This window comes from Streptomyces cavernae, from assembly GCF_004023625.1.
In the GTDB taxonomy this organism is placed as follows: domain Bacteria; phylum Actinomycetota; class Actinomycetes; order Streptomycetales; family Streptomycetaceae; genus Streptomyces; species Streptomyces cavernae.
Genome location: NZ_RPDJ01000008.1, coordinates 1 through 22614 on the forward strand (window position 1 = coordinate 1; position 22614 = coordinate 22614).

General features: G+C 70.7%; 18 protein-coding genes and 2 pseudogenes. 4 read left to right on the forward strand and 16 right to left on the reverse strand.

All coding sequences use genetic code 11. The features are described from left to right. Positions 1-226 (reverse strand): annotated as a pseudogene (locus EF387_RS20155) (oxidoreductase); the annotation flags it as partial. A gap of 230 nt (positions 227-456) precedes the next feature. On the opposite strand from EF387_RS20155, the gene EF387_RS20160 reads away from it, so the two are divergent. Further along, on the forward strand, positions 457-1593 hold the full coding sequence (locus tag EF387_RS20160) for a LacI family DNA-binding transcriptional regulator (protein ID WP_128377998.1): 1137 nt from the start codon (positions 457-459) through the stop codon (positions 1591-1593). A 236-nt stretch (positions 1594-1829) separates the two neighbouring features. After that, positions 1830-4976: an ATP-binding protein gene (locus EF387_RS20165; RefSeq protein WP_128377999.1), complete on the forward strand. Its 3147-nt coding sequence runs from the start codon at positions 1830-1832 to the stop codon at positions 4974-4976. On the opposite strand, the gene EF387_RS20170 is transcribed toward EF387_RS20165, so the two are convergent. The 13 genes and pseudogenes from EF387_RS20170 to EF387_RS20240 all read right to left on the reverse strand — a co-directional run bounded on the left by EF387_RS20170 (position 4957) and on the right by EF387_RS20240 (position 16019). Further along, entirely contained in the window at positions 4957-5775 is an 819-nt protein-coding gene (locus tag EF387_RS20170) for an ABC transporter permease (protein WP_128378000.1), read from the reverse strand. The two genes, EF387_RS20165 and EF387_RS20170, sit on opposite strands and share 20 nt — an antisense overlap. After that, positions 5772-6743: an ATP-binding cassette domain-containing protein gene (locus tag EF387_RS20175; RefSeq protein ID WP_128378001.1), complete on the reverse strand. Its 972-nt coding sequence runs from the start codon at positions 6741-6743 to the stop codon at positions 5772-5774. The genes EF387_RS20170 and EF387_RS20175 overlap by 4 nt, the downstream gene beginning before the upstream one ends. Positions 6744-7485: 742 nt before the next feature. Beyond that, positions 7486-7626: pseudogene (locus tag EF387_RS20185) on the reverse strand (MaoC family dehydratase); the annotation flags it as partial. 92 nt (positions 7627-7718) lie between these two features. Then, the gene (locus EF387_RS20190; RefSeq protein ID WP_202918335.1) at positions 7719-8558 is read right to left on the reverse strand and encodes a class III extradiol dioxygenase subunit beta; all 840 of its coding nucleotides are present in this window, start codon (positions 8556-8558) and stop codon (positions 7719-7721) included. 1 nt (position 8559) lies between these two features. After that, a complete protein-coding gene (locus tag EF387_RS20195) occupies positions 8560-8916 on the reverse strand; it encodes a protocatechuate 3,4-dioxygenase (protein ID WP_128378003.1) in 357 nt (118 codons plus the stop codon). A gap of 44 nt (positions 8917-8960) precedes the next feature. After that, a complete protein-coding gene (locus EF387_RS20200; protein ID WP_128378004.1) occupies positions 8961-9701 on the reverse strand; it encodes an SDR family NAD(P)-dependent oxidoreductase in 741 nt (246 codons plus the stop codon). Next, positions 9698-9979, reverse strand: a complete 282-nt coding sequence (locus tag EF387_RS20205) for a muconolactone Delta-isomerase family protein (RefSeq protein ID WP_128378005.1) — start codon at positions 9977-9979, stop codon at positions 9698-9700. Before EF387_RS20205 ends, EF387_RS20200 begins: the two co-directional genes overlap by 4 nt. 25 nt (positions 9980-10004) lie before the next feature. Further along, on the reverse strand, positions 10005-10706 hold the full coding sequence (locus EF387_RS20210; RefSeq protein WP_128378006.1) for an alpha/beta fold hydrolase: 702 nt from the start codon (positions 10704-10706) through the stop codon (positions 10005-10007). Then, positions 10703-11731: an aromatic ring-hydroxylating oxygenase subunit alpha gene (locus EF387_RS20215; protein WP_128378007.1), complete on the reverse strand. Its 1029-nt coding sequence runs from the start codon at positions 11729-11731 to the stop codon at positions 10703-10705. The genes EF387_RS20210 and EF387_RS20215 overlap by 4 nt, the downstream gene beginning before the upstream one ends. An 83-nt stretch (positions 11732-11814) precedes the next feature. Then, positions 11815-12846, reverse strand: coding sequence for a PDR/VanB family oxidoreductase (locus EF387_RS20220; RefSeq protein WP_128378008.1), 1032 nt, complete (start codon positions 12844-12846; stop codon positions 11815-11817). Positions 12847-12952: 106 nt separating this feature from the next. Beyond that, positions 12953-13261, reverse strand: a complete 309-nt coding sequence (locus EF387_RS20225; protein WP_238431606.1) for a hypothetical protein — start codon at positions 13259-13261, stop codon at positions 12953-12955. Beyond that, entirely contained in the window at positions 13258-14007 is a 750-nt protein-coding gene (locus EF387_RS20230; protein ID WP_128378009.1) for a PIG-L deacetylase family protein, read from the reverse strand. Before EF387_RS20230 ends, EF387_RS20225 begins: the two co-directional genes overlap by 4 nt. Positions 14008-14393: 386 nt before the next feature. Further along, the gene (locus EF387_RS20240) at positions 14394-16019 is read right to left on the reverse strand and encodes an AMP-binding protein (RefSeq protein ID WP_238431624.1); all 1626 of its coding nucleotides are present in this window, start codon (positions 16017-16019) and stop codon (positions 14394-14396) included. A gap of 358 nt (positions 16020-16377) precedes the next feature. Between EF387_RS20240 and EF387_RS20245 the strand changes: the two genes are divergently transcribed. Both EF387_RS20245 and EF387_RS20250 read left to right on the forward strand, forming a co-directional pair. Next, complete coding sequence (locus EF387_RS20245) at positions 16378-17994, forward strand: histidine kinase (RefSeq protein WP_128378011.1); 1617 nt, start codon at positions 16378-16380, stop codon at positions 17992-17994. Between the two features lie 26 nt (positions 17995-18020). After that, positions 18021-18662, forward strand: a complete 642-nt coding sequence (locus EF387_RS20250) for a response regulator (protein ID WP_128378012.1) — start codon at positions 18021-18023, stop codon at positions 18660-18662. 105 nt (positions 18663-18767) lie between these two features. Here EF387_RS20250 and EF387_RS20255 read toward each other — a convergent pair whose 3' ends face one another. Both EF387_RS20255 and EF387_RS20260 read right to left on the reverse strand, forming a co-directional pair. Next, positions 18768-19949, reverse strand: coding sequence for a cytochrome P450 (locus EF387_RS20255; RefSeq protein ID WP_128378013.1), 1182 nt, complete (start codon positions 19947-19949; stop codon positions 18768-18770). Positions 19950-20087: 138 nt separating this feature from the next. Next, a complete protein-coding gene (locus EF387_RS20260) occupies positions 20088-22439 on the reverse strand; it encodes an ATP-binding protein (protein ID WP_128378014.1) in 2352 nt (783 codons plus the stop codon). Between the last annotated feature and the right edge of the window lie 175 nt (positions 22440-22614).

Genomic DNA, 22614 nt, shown 5'->3' on the forward strand with positions numbered 1-22614 from the left:
CCATGCCGATCCGGCGGTCCAGCCACGGCAGCCGGGCCACCAGCAGCAGCTGGAACAGCATCAGCACCGCTGCGTGCAGCCCGAAGAACTTGGCGACCGTGAGCACCCCGTTCTTGCCCTCACCCACCGTGAAGAACAACACCTCGACGATCACCACGTTGACGAACACAAACGACCACAGCGCCCACCGCGCCGCAACGACCGGAAGTACGGTGCCCCGCCGCACCTGTGAAATCGTCGCCTCCACCGCTTCCCCTCTTGTCCATGTGACGCACTCAACGCCCGGCACCCGCGAGGTCGCGAGGACCCGAGCGTCCTGGCCTGATACCGCTCCGGTCGTGGCAAGAATCCGGAGCTTGACAATTCCCCACCCGCGGCCGTCCCGGCCGCCGTCGCCCGGTACGTTGAGTGATTAACGCCTTAACCACAAGCCATCACGGGGCTGCTGGGGTACACATGAAAAGCACGCGTCTCTGGCGGCGTCCCACGCTCGGCGCCGTGGCCGCACTGGCCGGGGTGTCCACGGCCACGGTGTCGAACGCGCTCAACGGCACCGGACGGCTGTCCGACGCGACCAGGCAGCGCGTGCTCGCCGCGGCACGCGAACTCGGTTACGCACCGGCCAGCACAGCCCGGGCCATGGCCCGCGGCAGTACCGGAATACTCGGCCTGACGATGACGACATACGGCGACCTTCCCGTCCCGTACACCGAGATCCCCTACTACGCACAGCTGGCGCTGGGCGCGATGGCGGCGGCGCACGAGCGCGGCTACCTGCTCATGGTGATGCCGAGTTCACTGTCACCGTGGATGTGGCTCAACACGCCGCTGGACGGCGTCATCCACGCCGCACCGCGCGCCGAGGACCCGGTGGCCTCCCTCCTGCGGGAGCGTGGCATCCCGATGGTCAGCGAGGGCCGGCCGCCCCAGCCGCGCTGGGGCGACGCCTGGGTGGACACGGACCACGAAGCGGGCCTGCGCCTCCTGCTCGACCACCTTGCGGAGGCCGGCGCCAGGCGGATCGGGATCTCCCTGCCGCTTCATGACGACCAGTACCCGCACCTGATCGGATGCGCCTACACCGCCTGGTGCGCCGAACGCGACATGCCCGCCCTCGTCGAGGAGTACGCCTCGCTGCCCGACTACTTCACGGCTGAACGGAACGCGGTCGGCCGGCTGCTCAACCGAGATCCGCGACCGGACGCCGTGATCGGCGTCTACTCCGACTCCGGTCACAACATCCTGGCCGCCGCCCGGCACCACGGGCTTCGGGTGCCGAAGGATCTGCTGGTGGCATGCATCAGTGAGGATCCGGACTACGCGATGACGACCCCGCCCGTCACCACGATCAGCCTCCGTCCGGACCGGGTGGGCGACGAAGCGGTCGACCTGCTGATCGCTCTCATCAACGCCCGCAGCGGTGTGGACCGGCGCCGGCTCGTGCAGCCGGTGCTGGTCCCTCGCCGGTCCACACGGCGCCCGGTGCGGCGGAGCCGTCCGGTCGACGCCTTGGGCTGCAGCCCTGACGCACCAGGGCTACAGCCGGCCCGCCGCATCAAGGTCGGCGACGCCGTCCTGGACGAGGGGAAGTAAGAGCTCCGACAGCGGCGGAAGACCCCAAGACGTTGCCGCAGTTGCCCGCCCCAGGACAAGCAGCCCCGCCTCGGGCAGCGCTTGGCGGATGCGCGCGGCGAGGGCCGGGGCCGGGACACGCTCTTCGTCCGGCTCCACCGGTTCTACGGCGAATCATCGCGTCCATGGCCAACATCGCGCCGCGGCCGCGCACCTCCCCACCGGGTGTGCGTCGGGCCCTTGGCTAATCTGCACGGGTGACCACCGACCTGACTCTGCTGCCGCGCGTCGCCCATCGCGGACAGGAGGTCACCGCGCCCCGGCTCCGCGGCCTCCTCGCGCTGCTCGCCGGCGACCTGCGCACGGGCTGCAGCACCGAGCGGCTCGTGGAAGGGCTGTGGCGGCCGGACGAGTTGCCGGAGCGGCCGGGAAAGGCGGTGCAGGTCCTCGTGTCCAGGGCGCGGGCACAGCTGGGCGCCGACGCCATCGTCAGCACGCCGACCGGATACCGGCTCACACTCGCCGAGGACCAGGTCGACAGCTCCGCCCTGCTGCTGCACGCCGCCGCCTGCGCGGACCGGGCCAGGGCAGGGGACCACGCAGGATCGCTGGCCGCGGCCGAGGCCGGGCTCGCGCTGTGGGAGGGCACCCCTGACGGCGGCGGCGACACCGACGACCCCGTGGCCGCGTTACGCACCGAGCGCGCCCCTGTCCGCAGCGCGCTCGTACGCGCGCGGGCGCTCGCGCTGGCCCGCCTCGGACGGCACGCGGAGGCGGCCGGACCGCTGGCCGTGGCCGCCTCGGAGCATCCCCGCGACGAGGAAGTGCTCGCCGAGCTGCTGCGCGGCGAGGCGGCGACGGCGGGTCCCTCCGCCGCGCTGATGCGGTACGAGGCGTACCGCCGTGAGCTGCGCGACGAGCTCGGCACGGATCCGGGCGCAGGGCTCAAGGCCCTACAGCAAGAGCTGCTGCGCGGCGAGGCACCTGCGGTCCGGCACGGCGTGCCGCACGAGCCGAACTCGCTCCTCGGCCGGGACGACGAGATCGCGGCGGTGCGGCGGCTGCTGCGCGACTCCCGCGCCGTCACCGTCATCGGCCCCGGCGGCCTCGGCAAGACCCGGCTCGCGCACGCCGTCAGCCGCCGGGCCGAACAGCGCGTGGTGTACTTCGTGCCGCTCGCCGGCGTCACCGCGGACGCGGACGTGGCCGCGGAGGTGGCCTCCGCGCTCGGCGCGGGCGAAGGGCGGCCCGGCGCCATGGGCGGCCACGCCCCGGCCGACCCGGTGCCCGGCATCCTCGGGGTGCTCGGCTCCGGCCCCGCGCTGCTGGTCCTCGACAACTGCGAGCAGGTCATCCGGGGCGCCGCCGACCTCGTACAGGCCCTGGTCTCGTCGTCCAAGGACCTGCGGGTGCTCGCCACCAGCCGGGCCCCCCTCGGCCTCACTTCAGAGGCGGTGTACGCGCTGCCGGAGCTGCGTCTCGGCACCTCCATCGAACTGTTCACGCAGCGGGCCAGGGCGGCCCGGCCCGGTGTGGAGCTGGCGCCGGACGCGGTGGCCGAGCTGTGCCGCCACCTCGACGGGCTGCCGCTCGCCGTGGAACTGGCCGCGGCGCGGGTGCGGGTCCTGTCGGTGCCGGAGATCGCCCGCCGCCTCGGCGACCGGTTCGCACTGCTGCGCGGCGGGGCACGGGACGCACCGGAGCGCCACCGCACGCTGCACGCGGTCGTGGAGTGGAGCTGGAATCTGCTGGCAGAGGACGCCAGGGCGGCCATGCGCACGCTGTCCGTCTTCCCCGGCGGCTTCACCGGCGAAGCGGCGGAGCAGGTGCTCGGCGAGGACACGCTGGCCCTGCTTGAGCAGTTGGCCGATCAGTCGCTGCTCACCGTCGCCGACACCCCGGCCGGCGTGCGGTTCCGGATGCTGGAGACCGTACGGGAGTTCAGCGCGGCCCGGCGCGCGGAGGCGGGCGAGGACGAGGAAGCCGTCGACCGGTTCCTCACCTGGGCACGGGACTTCGGGGTCGCGCACCACGACTGGCTCTTCGGCTCGGAACCGTTGACCACCTCGGAGCGGATCAGGGCAGAGCAGGACAACCTCGTGCTGGCCCTGCGGCATGCCCTGGCCCGTACGGACGGCCCCACCATCGCCGCCCTCACCGCCGCCCTTGCCGCCCTGTGGTCCATCGGCTCCGACTATCCCCGTCTCACCGCCCTCGCCGCGGACACCGGCCCGCCGCTGTCGCACTACCACCCCGAGCCCGAATACGTCGAAGTCGCCCGCGCCGCCGCGGTGATGTGCACGGTGAGCCTGTTCATGGGCTACGGCCCGCACGCCGTACGCCAGCTCATCACCCTCCGGCGGCTGCCCCCGGCCCCACCGGACACGCTCCTGCGCGCCACCGCGGCAGTGCTGCGCGCGGTCCCCGAGATGCTGCCACCCGACTACGAAGTGCTGCGGGGGCTCTGCGACAGCGAGCAGCCGCTGCTCGCCGGCATCGCGGAGTGCGTCGCCACCTACGTCTGGGAGTCGGAGCAGGACATCGACGGCGCGCTCGCCTCGGCTCGGCGGATCATCGCCGCACTGGCGCCGGTCGACAACCCGTTCTTGCAGGTCATGGGCCACGCCCGGCTGAGCGAGCTGTGCTTGCAGACGGAGCAGGGCGAAGCCGCGTACGGACACCTCAAGGCGGCGCTCCAGGCGCTGCACCGGCTCGGCGACGAGCACGACCTCATCGGCGTCCGCTGGGGCCTCGTCCTCGCCTGCCTTCAGCGTGGCGACCCCGACGAGGCCGAGTACTGGCTGCGGCAGGCGGACGGGGCCAACACCACGCAGCAGGACGACTACAGCATGAACGTCCTCGGGCGCGCCGAGATCGCGCTCGCCCGCGGACTGACGGAGGTCGGGCTCGGCCTGTGGCGCTCCGCTGTGCAGCCGCTGCCCGCGGCCGACTCGATACACAACGGCGACCCCTTCTTCGACCGCTGGGTGCTGCAGATCCTGTCGGTGGCGGTCACAGCGCACGCGCACGCCGGCCGACTCGAGCTCGTCGCGGAGTCGGTCGACCGACTGCGGCAAGGGCTGCGGACCCTGCTCTCCGCTCCGTCCGGCTCGCCCATGGAGTTCTGGGTGTACGGGACGGCGCTGTACGCCCTTGGCATGGCGGGGCTCGCGTCCGGGGACACCTCCGCCGTACGGATGATCGCGCTGGCCGAACGGCTGCGGGTGCTGCGCGACTTCCAGCCGACGATGTCGTCGGACCGCGCCCGGCAGGCGGTCGGGGCCGCCGGGAACGCTGCCAGGGCGGCGTACGCCGACGCGGTGTCGGAGTACGCCGCCCTGGGGCGGGACGAGCTGCGGGAGGCGGCCCGCGCTGTCATGGCGGTTACTTCGGGTCGCGGTTGAACAGCGCCGTCGACCAGCGGTAGCCGAGCGCGGTCAGGCCGACGCACCAGACGAGCGCGATCCACCAGTTGTTGCCGATCTCGGTGCCGAGCAACAGGCCGCGCAGGGTCTCGATGGCCGGCGTGAACGGCTGGTACTCGGCGATCGGCTGGAACCAGCCCGGGATCGCGTCGATGGGGACGAAGGCGCTCGAGATGAGCGGGAGGAGGATCAGCGGCATCGCCATGTTGCTGGCCGCCTCGGGGTTCGGGCTGGCCATGCCCATCCCGACCGCGATCCAGGTGAGCGCCAGGGTGAACAGCGCGATCAGTCCGAACGCCGCCAGCCACTCCAGGGCCGAGGCGTCCGTGGACCGGAAACCGATGGCCACGGCGATGGCACCGACCAGGACCAGGCTGGCGAGCACCTGCAGCACGCTGCCGACCACATGCCCGACGAGCAAAGAACCGCGGTAGACCGCCATCGTACGGAAGCGGGCGATGAGGCCCTCGGTCATGTCCATGGAGACGGAGATCGCGGCCCCGATCACGGTGCTGCCGATGGTCATGATCAGCAGGCCCGGGACGAGATAGGCGATGTAGTCGGAGCGGTCGGCGCCGCCGCCGCCGATGCCCGCGCTCATCACGCCTCCGAAGACGTAGACGAAGAGCAGCAGCAGCATGATCGGTGTGAGCAGCAGGTTCAGGGTCATGGACGGGTAGCGCCGGGCGTGCAGGAGGTTGCGGCGCAGCATCGTGCTCGAGTCGCGTACGGCGAGGGAGAGACGGGTCGGGCGGGCGGGAGCCAGGGGGGCGCTCATCGGACAGTCTCCTTGGTCTGGCTGCGGACGTTGGCCGGGCCGGTCAGGGCGAAGAACACGTCGTCGAGGTCGGGGGTGTGCACGGTCAGCTCGTCCGCCTCGACGCCGGCCGTGTCCAGCCAGTCGAGGATGGAGCGCAGCTCGCGCTGGCTGCCGCCGGAGGGGATCTGCAGTGCCAGCGCCTCGTCGTCCCTGGTGGCCTCGCGCAGAACGACGGCGGCGGACTGGTACGCGGACGGGTCGGTGAAGCGGAGCCGGACGTGCCCACCGGGGATGAGCCGCTTCAGCTCCTCGGCGGTGCCCTGGGCGGCGATCTTCCCGTCGTTGAGCACCGCGATGCGGTCGGCGAGCTCGTCGGCCTCCTCCAGGTACTGGGTGGTGAGGAAGACGGTCACGCCGTCGGAGACCAGTTCGCGGATGATGCCCCACATGTTGTGGCGGCTGCGCGGGTCGAGGCCGGTGGTCGGCTCGTCGAGGAAGATGATCCGCGGGCCCCCGACCAGCGTCATGGCGATGTCGAGGCGGCGCTTCATACCGCCGGAGTAGGTGGAGGCGGGCTTCTTCGCGGCCTCCAACAGGTCGAAACGCTCCAGCAGTTCGGTGGCGGTGCGGCGGCCCTCACCACGGGAGAGGTGGTGCAGGTCCGCCATGAGGAGCATGTTCTCCTCGCCGGTGATCAGCCCGTCGACGGCGGAGAACTGCCCGGTGACACCGATCGCCGCACGCACGGCCTGCGGGTCGGCGGCCAGGTCGTGGCCGCCGACCCGCAGCTCGCCGGCGTCGGCGGTGATGAGCGTGGAGAGGATCTTGACGGCGGTGGTCTTGCCGGCGCCGTTCGGTCCGAGCAGGGAGAAGACCGTCCCGGCCGGCACCACCAGGTCGATGCCGTCGAGGACCGTCTTGTCCCCGTAGGCCTTGCGCAGCCCCTTGGCCGCGATGGCGGGAGAGTGCGATGTCGTTGTCGTCATGCCGCAGAGGTTGCGGCAAGGCGCATTCAGAGCTGTTTCACGACGCTTTCAGGACCCTGAAACCGGGCGGCGAAGGCTGCAATCGGGCGGCAGAGGACGATGCCTCATCGCCTCCCTGCCGTTGCGGCCTCAGCGCGGCTACCGCCGCGCCCCGCCGGCGCGCTCCTGCCGCGGCCTGTCGCTCGACGATGTGGACGTACTGCTGCGCAGCCGTGTCCACGAGGAGCGGTTCGCCGGGATGCTAGCGGTGACGTGGACCGCCTCGTCGGGGTGGATCGCGCGTTCAGGCGGCACGCCTGACTGGCCAGCGGATTCGCCGGCGCCCGCCGGCAGGCGGCGGGAGCGCGACGGCACACGCTGATCCGGAACGCGTCCACCCGCGTCCGGGTGGCTTCCACCGCAGCGGCCGCTCGCATGTCCGCTCGCATGTCTCCCGCAACCACTTCCGGCCGCCGTGCAACCCTCGGCGCTCCCCGCGAGTCTCCCTGGAGCCTCCCACGCTTCATTTCGCAGAGCCATCCGGCATTTGGCACACGACTGCTCGCGGGTGGCACCCTGACCGCGCCCGCGCGGGCGGCGACCGCACCCGCGGCCGGCGCCAAGGGCGTGTTCGCCGCGGACTTCGAGGGAACTGTTGCCTCGCCCGCCGCCTTGCCCCTCCCCTTCGCACGGACCTGCGCCCCGCAAGCGGAGCCGAGAGCTCGGGGTAGGGGCGGTGTGGGGGAGGAGCCCTCGCGGAGTGCTACGCGTAGAAGCGGGAGAGGCTCTGCAGGACCGCTGCCGGCTTCGCGCCGCCCTCGATGGTGCCGTCGACAGTCATCTGTACACCGCCCGGCACCTCTTCCACCAGGGAGAGCTTCCCGACGAGCCGGTGCCGTAGCCCTGCAGTAAGGTCAGGTTCCGCTCCCGGCAGACGGCGATGAGCGAGGTGGGCACGGGTGAGCCGGACAAGGAGGGCACGATTCGCGCCGCACCTCACGTGCCCAGGTTCTCGAACAGAGCCATCCCGGCCGCCGTGTTGGATGCGGGGACGTGGTAGGCGTCGTACACGCGGCGGATCCGTGGCCCGAGGGCGCCCCGCATGATCAGCCACATGATGAGCTCGATGCCCTCGGAGCCGGCCTCGCGGATGTAGTCCTCACGGGTCAGCGCGGCCAGCTTCTCCGGGTTGTGCTCGATGGCGTCGAGGTACATCCGGTCGAAGTCCTGGTTGATCAGTCCGGCCCGGGCGCCCGCGAGCTGGTGGGACATGCCGCCGGTACCGAAGACGGCGACCTTGAGGTCCTCGGGGAAGGAACGGATCGCCTCGCCGAGGGCCTTCCCGAGTGCGAGGCATCGCGCCGCCGTGGGCTGCGGGTACTGGATGACGTTGACCAGGAGGGGAACGACAGTGCACGGCCAGCTCTCCCCGGGGTCGGGGCAGTACACCGACAGCGGCACGGTCAGGCCGTGGTCGACGGCGAGGTCCTGGAGCACCGTGATGTCGAAGGCGGAGTCGACCAGGCTCTCGATGAGGTGGTCGGAGAACTCCGGGGCGCCGACGACAGTGGGGACCGGGCGGCTGCCCCATCCTTCGTCCGCCACGTCGTACGAGGCTGCCGCGCCGATCGCGAACGTCGGCGTGACGGACATGTCGACGGCGTTGGCATGGTCGTTGTAGACAACCACGGCCACGTCCGGCGTGCGCCGGGCCATCCACTCCCGCGCGGGGGCGTACCCGTCGAACAGCGGCTTCCAGTACGGGTCCTCCGTCCTCCCGTGGTCCATCGCCGCGCCGATCGACGGCACATGCGAGGTGGCCAGACCCCATATCACCTCAGCCAAAGCTCCGCCCTCCCGCTTTCAGCACCTGGGTGAACTCCTCGGTGGTCATGCCGGTGAACACGCCGCCGAGGTACTGCATGGACTTCTGGTCCAGGACCGCGAGTTTGAACACGTAGAAGATGGAGCCGCCCAGCTCCAGCATCCGCGTCCAGTCTCGACTCAGGACCGCCTCCCGCTGCTCGGCCGTGAGCCCGTACGCCTCGCAGTACGCGCCCTCGTCGGCGCTGAACTCCGCACGGTTGCCGACGTCCTTCAACGATCCGCAGAGCCGGTTCAGTGCCCTGCCTCGCCGGTTGTCGGCGGTGTCGAAGACGTAGGTGCCCGTGATCCGGGGTGTGCTGGTGGACATGGCTCTTCCTCTCCCTTCGTCTGCCGTTGCTGTGCCCGGGACGGTCAGTGCAGCAGCCCGCCGCCGTCGCACACGAGCGTCTGGCCGGTGACCATGGCCGCGTCCGGCGAGGCCAGATACGAGACGAGCCCCGCGAAGTGCTCAGGGGTGACGTACTCCTGGATCGCCTGCTGCCGCATGGTCGCGGCGAAGGCCTCGTCGCCGGAGTGGGCCCGGGTGCCGGGGGTGGCGACCTGGGCGGGGGCCACCGCGTTGACGGTGATCCGGTGTCCACCGAGTTCGCGTGCCATCACCCGGGTCATGCCGATCAGCGCGCCCTTGCTGGCGACGTAGGCGAGTTGGCCCGGTGAGCCGGTGAAGAAGGTGCGGGAGGCGACGTTGATCACCCGCCCGCCATGTGCGCTCTTGACCAGCCACGGTACGCACGCCTGCACCATGAGCAGGGGGCCGACGGCGTTGACGTCGAAGAAGCGGTGCAGTTCCTGCGGGGTGGTCTCCAGCAAACTGTTCCGGCCGGACAGCAGGCCCGCGTTGTTCACCAGTACATCAATACTGATGCCGCCGTGGGTCTCCGCGATCTCCGCGACGGTGCGGCGCGTGGCGTCCGGGTCACTGACGTCGCAACGCCAGGCTCGTACACCCGTGATCCCTGCCTCGTCGTCCGGTTCGGTGATGTCCAGGGCGGCGACGGTGAATCCGTCGGCGCTCAGTCGGCGGACGATGGCCCCGCCGAGCCCGCCCGTCGCTCCCGTGACCACCGCGACGCGCGGGCCCCGCGTGGTCACGGCGCCTTCTCCTGCGGGTGGGTGGCCAGGGCCTCGACGGTGATCTCCATCCACTTCCACATCGGCAGGGACACCAGGGCGTCGTGCAGTTCCGCCGGGTCGGCCGCCGCGTACAGACCGATGGTCGCGTTACGGCCCGGCACCCGCCACAGCCGTTTGAGGATCCCGGCCTCGCGGAGTTCCTGCGCCCGTGCGCGCTCGCCCTTGCGCAGGCCTTCGCGGACGTCGTCAGGAGTGTCGGGGGGCAGAGTGTTCTCGGTGCGTACCAGGAATTCCATGCGTGGTGTCCTACCTTTCAGGGCTTCAGGCCAGATCCAGCAGCAGGTCCGCCAGTTCGCCGGGGGCGGTGACCATGGCCTCGTGTCCGGTGGCGACCTCGTGGACCGGCCAGCCCCGGGCGGCGGCGCGCTGGGCGTGGGGGGTGAACACCCGCATCCAGTCGGTGCACTCGACGAAGACACCGGGCACCTGGTCGGCCTTGCCGGTCAGCCGGAGCGGCTCGGTGTACGTCAGCCACGGATGCGGGGTCAGCCGGGGGCGGAGCCAGTCCAGGTCCGACTGTTCCTCCACACCCAGAACGGTCAATGAGCGCACCGGAACGAGCCAGCCGAAGCCAGGTCCTGCCACGGACTCCCGGTAGTGGCCCGCGATGGTGGCGGGCAGCAGGTCGATCGCCGCGTCCCCGTCGTCGCCGACGAAGGCATCCAGGAAGACCCGCTTCGCCAGTCGCTCGGGAACGCGGTCCGCGACACCGGTGACGACCTGGCCGGCGTAGCTGTGCCCGACGAGCACCACATCCCGCAGGTCGTGGGCCTCGATCAGGGCCACGACGTCCTGGATGTGCGTCGTCAGGCCCACTTGGGGGCTGAGCAGATGGGCGCGGTCACTCACCCCGGTGAGGGTGGGGGTGTGTACCTCGTGCCCGGCGACGCGCAGCCTCGGTGCCACACGCTGCCACACCCAGCCGCCGTGCCAGGCCCCGTGCAGGAGGACGAAGACACTCATGCCGACACGTTTCCCGGCTGCTCGCGGGCGAGCATCTTCGCCAGCGCGCGGCGTCCGCGCAGGGCGGCCAGATCGGAGCGGATACTGGACTCGATGGTGCCGCCCGGGTCCGTGGCGTACATCAACTCCTGGGCCTCCAGGGCGTCGACGTCCTCCTGCATCACCGCGAGCTGCTGCTTGTGCTGGAACTCGCTGAGCTCCTCGTCGTCGATGAGGTAGTCGCGAGCCAGGGCGTAGAAGTCGTGCGTCTCATTGCCGTATCCGGGCGTCATGCCGTACAGCACCTTCATGTGGAAACCCTCCGGTTCCTCGGTGCCGGTGGCCGCGACGCGGATGTGGAGGATGAAGACGCCGGGCGGATGGAACTCCCCGTCCTGCCAGCGGTCCACCGGTGAGGTCAGGCCGCAGGACTTCTCGTAGAACGGCGGGGCCTCGATGCCGATCATGCGGCGGCTGAAGCTGACCCGGTCGCCGTCCACGGTGACGTCGATCGGAGTGGCGGCGACGGCCGCGTTGCCGATGCTCGTCGGGTGGAGGAACGTCTCATGGGTGAGGTCCAGTAGGTTCTCCACCAGTAGCAGGTGCCGTGCCTTCAGCGGGACGACGCCGTGCACATGGGTCCAGTTCGGGTCGGTCAGCCACGAGGTGTCCGGCAGCAGGCTCGCGTCGGCCAGTTCGGGGTCGCCGGGCCAGATCCAAATGGCGCCGTCCTTCTCGACCAGCGGGAAGCGGCGCAGCGCGGCCTTGGGCCGGTCGGCTTGCTCGGCGACGCCGACGCACGCGCCCTGCCCGTCGAAGCGGTAGCCGTGGTAGTCGCACTGGAGGGTGCCGTCGTTGTCAAGATGACCGAGCGACAGCGGGTACTTGCGGTGCGGGCAGCGGTCCTCGACGGCGGTCACGGTGCCGCCCGGCAGCCGGTAGAAGCAGACCGGGATGTCCGTGATCCAGCGGCGGGTGAGCGTCCGGCCGATCTCGTTGGACCAGGCTCCCAGGTACCAGCCGTTGCGCACGTGTGAGGAGAGCATGGCGGCAACGCCTTTCTCTTCGAAGTCTTTGCTTGGGGCGGACTGAGCCCAGGAGTCAGAGGTCCAGGAGTCAGGTCCAGGAGTCAGAGGTCCAGGACGAGGCGGCCGCGGGCGCGGGAGACACAGATCAGCATCGTGTCGCCGGCGGCCCGCTCGTCATCGGTGAGCAGGGAGTCCCGGTGCTCGATCTCGCCCGCCAGGACGGCGGTCTCGCAGGAACCGCAGATGCCCTCCTCACAGGAGGACATGACCGGTGCGCCCGCCGCTTCCACGGCCCTGAGCACCGACTGACCCGGCTGCACGGTGAGTGTCACCCCGGACGAGCGCAGCTCCACATCGAACGGTTCGTCGCCCTCGCCGTCACCGGAGTGCTGCCCCGGGGCCGCGGCGAACCGCTCCACGTTGAGCGATCCCGCCGGCCAGGTGGCGCAGTGGGCCTCGACCGCGTCGATCAGCCCGGCCGGGCCGCAGCAGTACACCAGGGTGGAGGCGTCGGGTTCGCCGAGGTGGCCGGCGAGGTCGAGGAGGCCGTACTCGTCCTGCGGCCGTACGGTCACGCGCTCGCGGTAGCCCTCCAGCTCGGACAGGAACGCCATGGACGCGCGGCTCCGGCCCCCGTAGAGCAGGGACCAGTCGGCCCCGGCCGCATCGGCCTCGGCGATCATCGGCAGCAGAGGGGTGATGCCGATGCCGCCGGCGACGAACAGGTACCGCCTCGCCTGCCGCAGCGGGAAGTTGTTGCGCGGGCCGCGTATCCGCAGTTCGCTTCCCTTGCGGGCGTTGTCGTGGATCCACTGCGATCCGCCGCGTCCTTCGGGCTCCCGCAGCACCGCGATGCGCCAGCAGTCGGTGACGGCTGTGGGGCCGCACAGCGAGTACTGGCGGACGGTGCCCGTGGGGAGGACCACGTCGATGTGCGCGCCCGGCTGCCGGGGCGGCAGGGGTACACCGTCGTGCGGTGCGAGCACCAGGGACACGACGCCGTCCGCCGCCGTCTGCCGGGACAGTACGGTGACCATGCCGTCGTACTCGGTCTCGCGTGGCGCCGGGCTGGTCGCGGCCGCGGCCGTCCCGAGCCGGAGCGCGTCCAGAGCGGCGGTCGACGGGCTCGTCATGTGCGTCATCTCCTCGGCACGGTCGGTGGTGCGGTGCCACGTTCGACGCTAGTCGCGAGGAACGCACAGGTCGTCGCGCTAATGACCGGACCCGGACGGCCGAAGGTCACGACCCGCCTACGTCATTCGTCGCGCCCGCCGGGTTCCCGGCCGCCCGGGGTGCCTGGTCGAGGTGGATGTGCAGCGGGTGGTCCGTGGTCCAGAGGGCCTCCACCACGGCGTGCAGATACGCGGCGTCGACCCGCCACAGAGGTTCGTCGTAGCGGTCGTCCCGCGTGACGCCGTCCGACGGGACGACGGTGGCCAACAACTCCTGGTGACCCGGAGCGCCGTCCGGGGGGTCCGCCCCCCGCGCGAGCTTCACGAACAGCGACGTGTCGCGGAAGGGCACCCAGATATGCGTCGCCGACGTCATGCCAGCACCCCCGTCGTCTCGGGGTAGAGCCGCACGTACGCCTCGCCCATGGTCCCGTGCGGAAGGCCCAGGTTGGGACCGGCGTTCCGCCTCAGCTGGACCCCCCGGCGCTTGGCAAGGTCGGTGTAGTAGTCCCACATGTGCTGCTGAGCGGCCAGGCACTCCATGGCCTTGCGCTTCTTGTCGAAGACGGTCGTGATGTCCAGCAGGACGTTCGGCTTGAAGTCGCACTGCTCGGGCTGGTGCGGCTCGAAGAAGAACACAGGAGGAGCACCGAGCGGTTCGCCGGGCGCGTCATAGCCGACCGCCTGGGCCAGCACACGTGCCTGCAGCGCCATGCGGGCGGCGGCGGGGTGATCGCCGTTGTAGGGATCCGCGAGGGTGTGCGTGAGGACGACTGCGGGGTTCACCTCGCGGTACACGCGCACGATGCGGTCCACCAACTCCGGTGACTCCAGCAGGGGGTAGTCCCCGGCGTCGAGGAACTCGATCTCCGCGCCCAACGCGGCGGCTGCGTCGGTGGCCTCCGTACGGCGCAGTTCCTTGATTTCGTCGAGGCGGAGGCCCTCCCGCCAGGCACGGGCGGACTCTCCGCGTTCGCCGAAGCTCAGGCACAGCACCTTCGCGCGCTGACCGCGTTCGGCGGCAAGGGCGATGGCGCCGCCGGCCCGCCAGACGAAGTCGCCCGCGTGGGCGCTGATCACCAGCAAGGCGCCGTCGGAGGGTTGGGACGTGTTGGGGGTCATCGGGACTCCTTTGGATCGGACGGGACGGGACGGGATCGGCGCGTCGGTCGGACGGTCGGCGCGTGCCGGAATGCCGACGTGCTCGTCCTCCGACGAGCTCGTGTGCCGGGCGGCGGGCCGCCGAGTCGCCCGCATGCTCCTCGAGGAGCTGATCGCCGCCCGCGCGACGGAGCGGATCAGACCGGAGGAGGCCGAGACGCTGCGCGGATCGGCGCGGACATGGCGACGAAGGCGGTCGCCGACGGGAACTGACGGCCTGGCCGCGAACCGCGCGCTCCTTGCTGGACAACGGGCGCGCGGTCGCCGAGACGGTCGGCTCAACTGAAAGTTCTCAAGCATTCGCCTGTGGGCGGCCCTGGAGCGGACCGTTGCCCCGGGACGGGCCGTCAGCCTCCCGCCGGACCGACGTTCTGGGCCACCCTCCTGGCCCAGGCGATCTCGAGCTTGCCCGTCGGTGTACGAGGCAGGGCGCCCGTCAGCACGATGGACCGCGGGACCTTGTAGCCGGCGAGGCTCCGCCGGACCCAGTCGCACAGTTCCTCACCGGTGGCGGCGGCGCTCGGTGCGACCGCCACGACGGCGGCCACCCGCTCGCCCCACGTCTCGTCGGGTACACCCACGACCACGCAGTCCGTCACATCGGGGTGCGTCAGTAGCACGTTCTCCACCTCCTGCGGGTGCACCTTCTCCCCGCCGGTGTTGATGACGCCCGAGCCGCGCCCGAGGAACCTGATGGCGCCGTCGGCCTCGATCTGGGCGAGATCGCCGGGTATGGAGTACCGGACCCCGTCGATGGTGCGGAACGTCCGCGCGCTCTTCCCGGTGTCCTTGTAGTAACCCAGCGGCATCGGCCCGCAGTAGGCGAGAACCCCCGTCTCACCGCTACCGGGCCCGACGAAACGGTCACCGTCGCCGATCACCCTGGTCGCGGGCAGCGGATAGAACCGGGCCGGCAGCTCCCGCACCGACGAGGTGACCGCCAGTGCGAAGGGACCGCCCTCGCTGGAGGCGATGGCATCGACGACCGTGACGGCGGAGCGTTCGTGCAGCGCCGTCTTCAGCCGGTCGTCGAGCGCAGTGCCCGAGCTGAGGATCGTTCGAAGGGAACTCAGGTCATACGGTGTACCGGCGTCTTCGGCGCGCACCAGTTCGTCGACGAGCGGTCGGCAGACGGCGTTACCCGCGACGAGCAGTGTGTCGATCTCGCAGTCGGCGAGCGTCTGCCAAACGTGGACCGGATCCAGTCCGCCCTGTCGTGCCATGACCGCCCGGCCGCCCACCAGCAGGGTGCCCATGGTGTTGAACAGCCCTGTGGCATGCATCAGAGGGACGACGGGCATGGTGGTAGGCGCTCTGCCTTCGTGGCGGGCGGCGACCGCGCTCGACGCGGCTTCGTCGAGCGTTTTCGGCAGTTCGGTGACTCCGGCCTGCCGGAGGATCGGGATGGAGTGGAGCAGGTCGCCGAGCTGCCACATCACACCCTTGGGCTTGCCTGTGGTGCCGCCGGTGTACATGAAGAGCCGGTCCGATCCGGGCCGGGGCCGGGCCGCGCGGGGTGCGTGCGTCGCGAGCAGCTCTTCCAGCTCCGGCACCGCGGGACCGGCCGGGCCCTCGGCGGGGGGATCCCCCACCCGCACGAGCAGCTTCAGTGTGCGGACATGTCCGGCCGCATGCGTGACCCGGTCGGCCAGGGCGCCGCTGAAGACGAGTGCCGCCGCGTCGGCGTCCGTGAGCAGCTCGGACAACTCATCGCCGGTGTAGCGGTAGTTGGCGTTCGCGGGAACGGCGCCGATCTTGAACGCGGCATAGACCGTCTCCAGATACGCGGCTCCGTTGTACAGGTAGCAGGCCACTGTGTGGCCCGCCCGCACCCCGGCATCCTCCAGCGCGGCGGCCAGCCGTGACGCACGATCGTCGAACTCCCGGTAGGTCAGTTCCCGGCCGGGCTCGATGATGGCGACGGCATCGGGCAGGGCGCGGGAGACCGCCTCCCAGATCGTGCCGATGGACACGTCCAATGCTCGGACCTCCTCGTCCTGAGGGTTCGGACAGCCGGGCAGCGCGAACTCGGACCGACCGTGCGGCCGAATCCACCCCGTGAGCTGCCTCGCCGCACCCCGTCCCGGGTGCGGGAAACGGCGACGTGAAAGCCAGGCTAGGCAGGTGCGGCTCGACGGGGAACCCGAGCAATGACTGAACCCACGCGGCGCTTCGACAGGCGATGAACAGGTCAAATGACGTAGCACCGTCGCAGGCGCGCCGGGCTACGATACTGCCGTCGGCCGTGCCCCCACCCTCCCCGCCACCAGGTCCGTTCGCGCATTCAAACGCACCACCCGTGGGGGCGTCGCGCAGCTGAGGAGGTAGTTCATGCCCGGTTCACCGCTCGTCGAGTGGCGGGACGTCGCGGCGGCCGCGATGGACGGCCTCGCCGTGGTGGACAGCACCGGCCGCTTCGTCCAGCTGAACCCCGCGGCCGTCGCGCTGTGCGGCGAGCGCAGGGAGGCCGACCTGATCGGTGTTCCCGCTCCGTTCGCTCGCACGAGGAGGCCAACCGCCTGCCCGGGGCTGCTGGAGGACGAGCCGGACGAGCAGGTGGCCTACTGGACGACCGGCTCCGGGGAACGACGCGAGTTCGCCTACCGGGCCCGCGGCCTGCCGACGAACCCGAGTCTCGAGGTCGTCTCGTTTCGCGACGTGACCGACGAGGGACACCGCTACCGCAGAGTCGCGGCTATCGCACGGACGTCCGTCTCCCTGGCCTCCGAGGGATCACTGGGTTCCACCCTGGACGCCGTCGCCCGGCAGATCGTCCAGACCGACGGACTGGCCGGGGTGCAGATCCTGACCCTGGACAGCACCGGCCGGGAACTGCGGCTGATGGGCTCCGCGGGGCTACGACGCTCGGACACGTTCCTCGACCGCCTGCTGGAGTGCCGCGACCGAGGCGCCCGGCTGTGCATGATGGACACCTTGAGGGAACGCAAACCGATCGTCGTCCCCCACCGGTGGTCCCAGATCCGCGAGGACCCGGCCTGGGAACCGCTGCACGACTACCTCGCCGAACTGACGTGGGACTCCTTCGTCAGCGTGCCGCTGACGGTGCGCGGTCGAGCCGAAGGCGTGCTCAACGCGTACTTCGCCCCGGGACAGGAGATCGGCACCCGGACGTTGGAGTTCCTCGCCGCCATGGCTGAACAAGCCGCCCTCGCCGTCGACTACGCCACACTGCTCCAGAGCGAGCGCGACGGAGCCAGGCAGGACGAACGCCAGCGCCTCGCACGGGATCTGCACGACTCGATCGTCCAGCAGGTGTTCTCGATCGGCATGCAGGCCAACGCGGTCGGAGTGCTCGCAACCCGCGGTGGGCCGGTGCCCGCTGAGGCCGTCCAGCGCTTCGCGGACGAGATCGGAACGCTCTCGCGGACCGTCCTCGCCGACCTGAGGGCGATGGTGCACGAGCTGCGCCCGTCCTCCACCGCCGACCTCGGGCTGGAGGAGACGGTTAACACGCTCGTCAAGAGCACCGAGAACCGGACCGGTCTGGACTTCCGGCTCCGGTTCGGACAAGGGCTGGACACGATCGACCCCGAACTCGCCGAGGACGCCTACCGGATCACCGCGGAAGCCATCCACAACGTGGTCAAGCACGCGGAGGCCACCTTCGCCATCGTCCGCCTCGGCGTCCACGGCCACACACTGACCGCGAGCGTCTCGGACAACGGCCGCGGACTGCGGGACCCGAGCGGGCACCCGGTTCCCCCGGAGGGCGACCGGAGCTCCGGCTCAAGGGGAGGCACGGAGGGTTACGGACTGACAACCATGCGGGAAAGGGCTGCACGATGGGGTGGCACCATGAGGATCAAGTCGCGTGCGGAGAAGGGTACGACCGTGCGCGTGGTCATACCCCTGCCCGTCCAGGTGCCGGACTCTTCCCCCGAGGATCCGGACAACTCCACGAACACCGCACTGACGGTGCCGCTCTGAGCACCGGACAACCCCGGCCCACCCGGGTGCTGATCGTGGACGACCACGCCGTCGTACGCCGCGGCATCCGTGCCTATCTGGAGGTCATGGACGACATGGAGGTCGCCGCGGAAGCGGCCGACGGGCAGGAGGCCCTCACCCGGCTGGACGCGATGGCGGCCCTTGGCGAGCTGCCGGACGTGGTGCTGATCGACCTGCTTATGCCCAGGATGGACGGTTCCACGGCGATCGGACTGATCAAGGAACATCACCCCAGGGTGCGCGTCGTGGTGCTCACCAGCTTCGGCGAGATGGAGCGTGTCCACACCGTCCTCGCGCAGGGGGCCGCCGGTTATCTGCTCAAGGACGCGGAGGCCGGCGAGGTGGTCTCCGCTATCCGCGCGGCGACCCGTGGCGAGGTCTTCCTCGATCCCGCCGTGGCCAGGGGGCTCACCCAGGAGATCGTCTCGCCGCCGACCGGGCTCGGCTCACTCACCAGCCGGGAGCGAGACGTCCTCGTTCTCGTCGCCGAGGGACGGTCCAACCAGCAGATCGCCGACGAGTTGGTGATCAGCGAGCGTACGGCCCGTACGCACGTCAGCAATCTGCTGCGCAAGCTCCGGCTCACCTCGCGGACCCAGGCGGCGCTCTTCGCCGTACGGCAGGGACTGGTACCGCCGCGCGGCTGACTGCCGCGCGGTGCGCGTCGGCCCCCACAGAGAGCACCGCGGTGAGCGACACCTCCGAGCGCGACACACGGCGACCGTGCCGGAACCGGATCGTGGCCGGTGATGTCAGCGGACTCGTACCGGCACGCTGCTGAAGCCTCGGGTGATGTTGTTGAGCGCGCGGACCGGTTCGCCGGTCAGTTCAATCCGTTCGACGCGGGCGGCAAGGGCCTTGAAGACGGCGTGGGCTTCCAGCTTGGCGAGGCCCTGGCCCGCGCAGGCATGGTTGCCGAATCCGAAGCCGAGGTGGTCCAGGGGGTTGCGGCGGATGTCGAAGTGGTCGGGGTCGGTGTAGTGGCGCTCGTCGCGGTTGGCGGAACCGTAGCTGTGCATCACCCGGGCGCCCGCCGGAATGACGACGCCCTCTCCGAGGTCGACGTCGCGGGTGGTGACGCGGGAGAACACCTGGATCGGGCTCTCCATGCGCACGATCTCGTTGAACGCGGCCGGAACGAGAGCGGGTTCACCGACCAGCACCTCCCACTGCTCGGGGTGGCGGGCGAAGAGCCAGACACCGCTGGAGATCACGGAGACGGTCGTGTCGAACGCGGCGACGACGTACCCGGCCAACAGCCCGGTCGCGCCCTCGACGGGGATCTCGCCCCGTTTGTGGGCCTCCAGAACGTTCCAGCCGAACCCACCCGGAACCAGGTCCTCCTTGGCGACGACCTCACTGAGATACGCCATCAGTGCCTGCACCTTCGGCTCAGCGGCCGACGTGCGGGCTCCGGCCGGGCCGCCGGAGTCGAACCATCCGGCCGCCATGTCCAGGAGCTCGTCGCGCCCCTTCTGCGGCCAGCCGATCAGATCCATGATCACGCGGATGGGGAGGTCCTGGGCGAGGTCGGTGACGGCGTCGAAGTCGCCGCGCTCGACGAGGGCGGCAGCGAGTTCCTCGGCACGCCGGTCGATGTTCTCGGCCACCGACCGCAGCGCACGCGGCGACAGCCGTTCGGTGAACAGCTTGCGCTGCTGGGTCTGCGAGGGCGGGTCCTGATGGATCAGCGCACCGTCCCATGCGCCATTGAAGTCGTCGTTGAGGCCGATACCGCGTGCCGAGGAGAACGTCCGCCAGTCACCGAGGGCCGCCCGTACCTGCTCGTAGCGGCAGACGAACCACAGGTCGTGACGGGTGAGATGGACAGCGGGTCCCAGGTCGCGCAGCGCCTTGAAACGCGGATAGGGATCGGCGAGCGCCTCGTCGCTGAACAGGTCGACGTCGGCGGCGGGATATGCGGCCGTGCTCATCGTGATCTCCTTCGGTCAACTCGGCTGCGGAGCATGACGACGCCGATCGTCGACCCCCGGCACGCGGCGGGACAGGGGGTTTCTACGGGATGGGTAACCCGATTCGCGTACCACCGTCCCGGCTGTGTCGGCCCGGTCTCACAAGTCGTCCGGAAGACGGGCTCCCTGACGTTGCCGGGCCAGCCAGACGGCCACCTGGGCGCGCGAGTTGACCCCGATCTTGTCGAAGAGCCGCTCCACATGACCGTCCACCGTGCGCGGAGACAGCACGAGTTCACCGGCGATGGCCTTGTTCGTGAGACCCCGGGCGATCAGCCGGGCCACATCCTGTTCCCGGCGGGTGAGTTCCGGTACGCCCGCCCGGTCAGGCGCACCGGAACGGGCCGGTGCACCGGGCGGGCGAAGCATGTCCATCGGGCGGGCGCGGCCCTGCTGGACCAGAGCGTCGAAGCGGGATCGTCCCAGGGCCGACTTCGCGCCGGCGCGGCAACGGGCCGAATGACGGGCGAGGGCCGGACCGAATGCCTCGATCCCGGTGCCCAGGGACTCCCACAGGGCCGTCGCGGTCCCCAGCAGCCGTGCGGCCTCGTCGTGGCAGGAGCGTGACCCGGCGATCCACGCGAGGAGTTCGACGTCCAGCACCATGCCGAGCTGGTTGCCGTTCGGCGTCAGGTCGAGTGCTTCGCGGACAAGCTCGGCCACGTCGACATCCTGATCGCCCGTGACCCAGCGGTCGTAAGCGCACGCCCACATCGCCTCCGACCGGGCCCAGGTCTCGCCCCGCTCCCGCGCGATGCGGATCGCCTCCGCACCGGCTGCCCGGGCCGAAGCACTGTCACCACTGAGGGACAAGGCGATGGTGTGCTGGAACAGCCCCCACAGCACGGCGGCGACGTCCTCCAACCGCCGCATGAAGGCGATGCCTTCCGCGTAGTGACGGGCGGCCCCGGCGGGGTCGCCGGCGAACAGGGATGCGCTGCCCGAAAGCAGGCACGCGTAACCACGAAGGTGGTCGTCGTCGTACATCTCGGCGATCTGCGCGCACTCCTCCAGCCACGCCGCGGCGGCGTCGCGATCACCTTGCAGCAACGCGGTCCAGACGGCGGTCCACAGGGCGTGACCGCGTTCGGGTTCAGGTTCGGGCGCGGCCTTCAGGGCCTGGTCGAGCCGTCGTCGGCCAGGCGCGAGCCGCTCGCCGACCGTCCATTCGTAGCGCAGCGCCGACACCAGGACCAGCGCGGACCGGGACTCGCCCGGCTCGGACAGCGACCAGTCGATGGCGGATTCCAGGTTGTCCCGCTCCGTGCGCAGGCGGGCGAGGTTCTCGGCCTGGCCCGGACCGCACCAGGTTTCACAGGAGTGGACGGCCAGACGCAGGTAGTGGTCGCGGTGCCGACGGCGGAGGTCCTGTTCGAGACCACTGTCGGCGAGGATGCCGCGACCGTACTGCCGGATGGTCTCCAGCATGCGGTACCGCGCCCGCGGCAGGTCCGGGCGCACCGACAGCACCGACTTGGCCACGAGCCCGTCGACCAGGTCGAGGACATCGACGGTGTCGATACCGATGCCCGGCCCGGCGCAAATGCCCTCAACGGCGTCCAGATCGAACTCGGCGGGGAAGACGGACAGGCCGGCCCACAACAGTCGCTCCTGCTCCGAACACAGGTCGTAGCTCCACTCCATCAGCGCGCGCAGCGTCTGCTGTCGTGACACGGCGGCCGGACTGCCCAGCGTGAGCAGGCGAAAACGGTCGTCGAGCCGGTCTGCGACCTGCTCCACGGACAAGGAACGCAGCCGCGTGGCGGCCAGTTCGATGGCGAGCGGAAGGCCGTCGAGGCGGGCGCACAGACGGGCCACCGCTTCGCGGTTGTCCTCGCGCACGCTGAAGTCCGGCCGGACGGCGGTCACCCGGTCGACGAGCAGGGCGACGGATTCATAGGCGGTGAGCACCTCGGCCGCCGGGGCGGCTTCCCCGGCGGGCACGGGCAAGGGATCAACCGCGAGGACGTGTTCACAAGGGATGCCAAGGGGCTGGCGGCTGGTGGCCAGCACGCGCAGACCCGGTGCCCGGCGCAGCAGGTGATCGACGAGCCCGGCGCAGGCGACGACGAGGTGCTCGCAGTTGTCCAGCACCACCAGCAGTCGGCGGTCGGCCAAGTGGTCAGCCACCTGCTCCCACGCCGACCGGTGGGACTGGTCCTTGACGTCCAGGGCCGCGGCGAGGGCATCGGCGAGCCGGTCGGGGTCGTCGACGGCGGTGAGGTCGGCGAACCACACTCCGTGCGGAAACGCCCTCCGGGCGAGTTCGGCGGCCCGCAGGGCGAGGCGAGTCTTGCCCACGCCCCCGGGGCCGGCCAGCGTCAGCAGCCGGGATGCCTCCATCCGCCGCCTGACCTCGGCCAGTTCACGTCGGCGGCCCACGAAGCTGCTCGCAATGACCGGCAGGTTGCCAGGGGGCCGCGCTGCCCGCCGTTCGTACGTCTCGTCCATCGCGAAGTCAGCTTGGCACCGCCCACCGGAATGAATCGAGACGTCGGCAGCGGGATTCGGTGCCGAACGGCCCACTCGCGACGAATGACGTACGCCGCATGAGACTCCTGCCGAGTGCGCATGTGCCACGCACATGCCCACGGCAGGCGGGGCCCGGCAATCGGGTAGCGCATCG

What these genes read in the sequence shown, in the direction of transcription:
- EF387_RS20160 (WP_128377998.1), top strand. Translation starts at nt 457, where the DNA reads ATGAAAAGCACGCGTCTCTGGCGGCGTCCCACGCTCGGCGCCGTGGCC.
- EF387_RS20170 (WP_128378000.1), bottom strand. Translation starts at nt 5,775, where the DNA reads ATGAGCGCCCCCCTGGCTCCCGCCCGCCCGACCCGTCTCTCCCTCGCC.
- EF387_RS20175 (WP_128378001.1), bottom strand. Translation starts at nt 6,743, where the DNA reads ATGACGACAACGACATCGCACTCTCCCGCCATCGCGGCCAAGGGGCTG.
- EF387_RS20195 (WP_128378003.1), bottom strand. Translation starts at nt 8,916, where the DNA reads ATGTCCACCAGCACACCCCGGATCACGGGCACCTACGTCTTCGACACC.
- EF387_RS20205 (WP_128378005.1), bottom strand. Translation starts at nt 9,979, where the DNA reads ATGGAATTCCTGGTACGCACCGAGAACACTCTGCCCCCCGACACTCCT.
- EF387_RS20210 (WP_128378006.1), bottom strand. Translation starts at nt 10,706, where the DNA reads ATGAGTGTCTTCGTCCTCCTGCACGGGGCCTGGCACGGCGGCTGGGTG.
- EF387_RS20215 (WP_128378007.1), bottom strand. Translation starts at nt 11,731, where the DNA reads ATGCTCTCCTCACACGTGCGCAACGGCTGGTACCTGGGAGCCTGGTCC.
- EF387_RS20220 (WP_128378008.1), bottom strand. Translation starts at nt 12,846, where the DNA reads ATGACGAGCCCGTCGACCGCCGCTCTGGACGCGCTCCGGCTCGGGACG.
- EF387_RS20225 (WP_238431606.1), bottom strand. Translation starts at nt 13,261, where the DNA reads ATGACGTCGGCGACGCATATCTGGGTGCCCTTCCGCGACACGTCGCTG.
- EF387_RS20230 (WP_128378009.1), bottom strand. Translation starts at nt 14,007, where the DNA reads ATGACCCCCAACACGTCCCAACCCTCCGACGGCGCCTTGCTGGTGATC.
- EF387_RS20245 (WP_128378011.1), top strand. Translation starts at nt 16,378, where the DNA reads ATGCCCGGTTCACCGCTCGTCGAGTGGCGGGACGTCGCGGCGGCCGCG.
- EF387_RS20255 (WP_128378013.1), bottom strand. Translation starts at nt 19,949, where the DNA reads ATGAGCACGGCCGCATATCCCGCCGCCGACGTCGACCTGTTCAGCGAC.
- EF387_RS20260 (WP_128378014.1), bottom strand. Translation starts at nt 22,439, where the DNA reads ATGGACGAGACGTACGAACGGCGGGCAGCGCGGCCCCCTGGCAACCTG.